2 protein-coding genes are annotated in these 2,338 nt (G+C 47.8%); both read left to right on the top strand.

The features are described from left to right. The first annotated feature begins 50 nt into the window (after positions 1–50). Positions 51–1,409: an IS21 family transposase gene (gene istA, locus MOZ60_RS11430; RefSeq protein ID WP_370596777.1), complete on the top strand. Its 1,359-nt coding sequence runs from the start codon at positions 51–53 to the stop codon at positions 1,407–1,409. Beyond that, a complete protein-coding gene (gene istB, locus MOZ60_RS11425; protein ID WP_370596776.1) occupies positions 1,409–2,140 on the top strand; it encodes an IS21-like element helper ATPase IstB in 732 nt (243 codons plus the stop codon). The genes istA and istB overlap by 1 nt, the downstream gene beginning before the upstream one ends. The last annotated feature ends 198 nt before the right edge of the window (positions 2,141–2,338 follow it).

Here is a 2,338-nt window from a genome sequence, read left to right as displayed (position 1 = left end):
ATCTGAAGTGGGAGGAGGTGAAGGAAAAAAGTGAAGACGAAATTCGCAGAATGCTTTTCCCAAAGGCAAAAATTGAATCTATTCAGGTAAAGCCGGATTTCAAGGAAATGCTCAAAGACTATGATCGCATTCCGGGCATGACCAAGAAAACCCTGTGGGAAGACTATGTCACGGAAGTGCAGGCTTCAGGAGGCATTCCCTATCAGTACTCTCAGTTTTGCGAGCTGTTCGCAAGAGAAGCTGCAGTAAACAATGCCGCAATGCATAAGCAGCACAAGGCAGGAGAGCGTATCGAGGTAGACTGGGCCGGAACAAAAGTTCCGATCATAGATCCGGATACCGGGGAAGTAACCTATGGATATATGTTCGTCGCAGTTCTTCCCTACAGTCAGTACGCATATGCCGAAATACTACCGGATATGAAGCTGGAAAACTGGATCGGTGCTCACGTGAATATGTATGAGTTCTTCCGCGGAGTTACCCCTATTCTTTTCTGTGACAATCTCAAGACAGGCATTCTTTCTCATCCGGAGATGGGCGACTGGGTTGAGAATCCGAGCTATCGCGAAATGGCTGATTACTACGACACAGCAATCCTCGCCGCTCCTGTGAGGACGCCGAAAGCCAAAGCTTCCGTGGAGGGAACGGTCGGCAAGCTCACTTCGAAAATCATTGCACGCTTATATCAGAAGAAGCCTGGGAGCTTTACTGAAGCAGGCAGGCTGTGCCGGGAATATCTGATTCAGTTCAATGCCGCAAAGTTTGAGAAGCGTGAAGGATCACGACTTGAAGAATACATGACAATCGAGAAGCCGCTCCTCCATAGTCTTCCTCGTGAACCTTACGAGTATGGAATATGGAAATATGCGACGGTTCAGCTGAACTACCATATCGCAATCGACCGCATGTATTACAGCGTTCCATATCGGTATATTCACCAGAAAGTCCGTGTGCGCATCTCAAAATACAAGATTGATATTTATCTGGGAGAAGCCAGAATCGCATCTCATACACGTTTATATGGCCATCCGGGCCAGTATTCTACGAATCCGGACCACATGCCTGCGAATCATAAACAAGCTCTGGAATGGAACGGCGATCGCTTCCGCCGATGGGCGAAGTCAATCGGTCCTTCCACATTTGAAGTGATTGATAAGCTTCTTAAATCCTACAAAGCAGAAGAACAGGGATATAACGCCTGCATGTCCATTCTGAAGTTCGCAGACAAATATACCCCTGAGCGGTTAGAGAAGACCTGTGCCAAGGCCTTATCCGTTATCACTGTTCCCCGCTACAAAGATATTAAGTTGATCATCGAGCACTATCAAGAAGAGCCCTCTGCAGAAGCTATATCCTCTGAAACTCACGCAATCATACGCGGAAATGATTACTATGGAGGAAAGCACTGATGGATCAGGCAACTCTCGATAAGCTCAGGAAGCTTCATCTGAAGTCCATGGCGGCTTCCTATGAAACACAGGATTCCGTTCCCGGGATCATGGATATGACATTTGATGAAAGGCTGTCCTTTCTCGTCGATGCGGAACTGGATTCCAGAGATAACAGAAGGCTGAACCGAAGAATCAAAGAAGCACATTTTCCTGACTCCAATGCGGTGATTGAAGGAATCAAGTATTATCCGGATCGTCATCTCAATCGTACTCAGATCACTTCTCTGGCAACGAATCAATACATTCATAAGCCGAGAAATGTCCTGGTGACCGGTGCCACGGGAGCTGGAAAGACATATATCATATCGGCATTAGGTAACAGAGCCTGCCAGGAAAACTATAAAGTCCTGTATATCCGTATGCCGGAACTCTTCAATGAGATTGAACGTGCTAGGCTCGAAGGAGAATATGACAGACTGCTGAAGAGGTATCACTCAAGAGACCTTCTGATCATTGATGACTGGCTGCTCTATCCGGTCAAAGAGGAACAGTGCGAGCAGATCCTTGAGGTACTGGAAGGAAGGTATCGGCATAGTGCGACAATCATAGGATCCCAGTACACAGAGGATGGCTGGAGAGAGCGCCTTGGAGCAGGTGCGGTTGCCGAAGCAATCATGGACCGGATTACTGCAAGCGCTGAACGGATCATGATCCTTGGAGACAAGTCAATGCGTACAAGGAACGACTGACAGCCACTCCAGATAAACTATGAAACCCGACTTGAGACTGATCAGGTCGGGTTTTGCTTGCATGAAAAGTGGCCGTGGTATTCCGGAATGGTGGCCTAGGCCATCGAAATGATGAGTCAGAATCAGACTGGCCTTGACGCCTCGGAACACTGGCTTCGAAGGTCCGGAATGATGGCTCTGAGAGCTCCGGAATAATCA

It is taken from the genome of Grylomicrobium aquisgranense, assembly GCF_033971865.1.
Classification (GTDB): domain Bacteria; phylum Bacillota_I; class Bacilli_A; order Erysipelotrichales; family Erysipelotrichaceae; genus Bulleidia; species Bulleidia massiliensis.
This window is presented reverse-complemented; position numbering and strand designations above follow the sequence as displayed.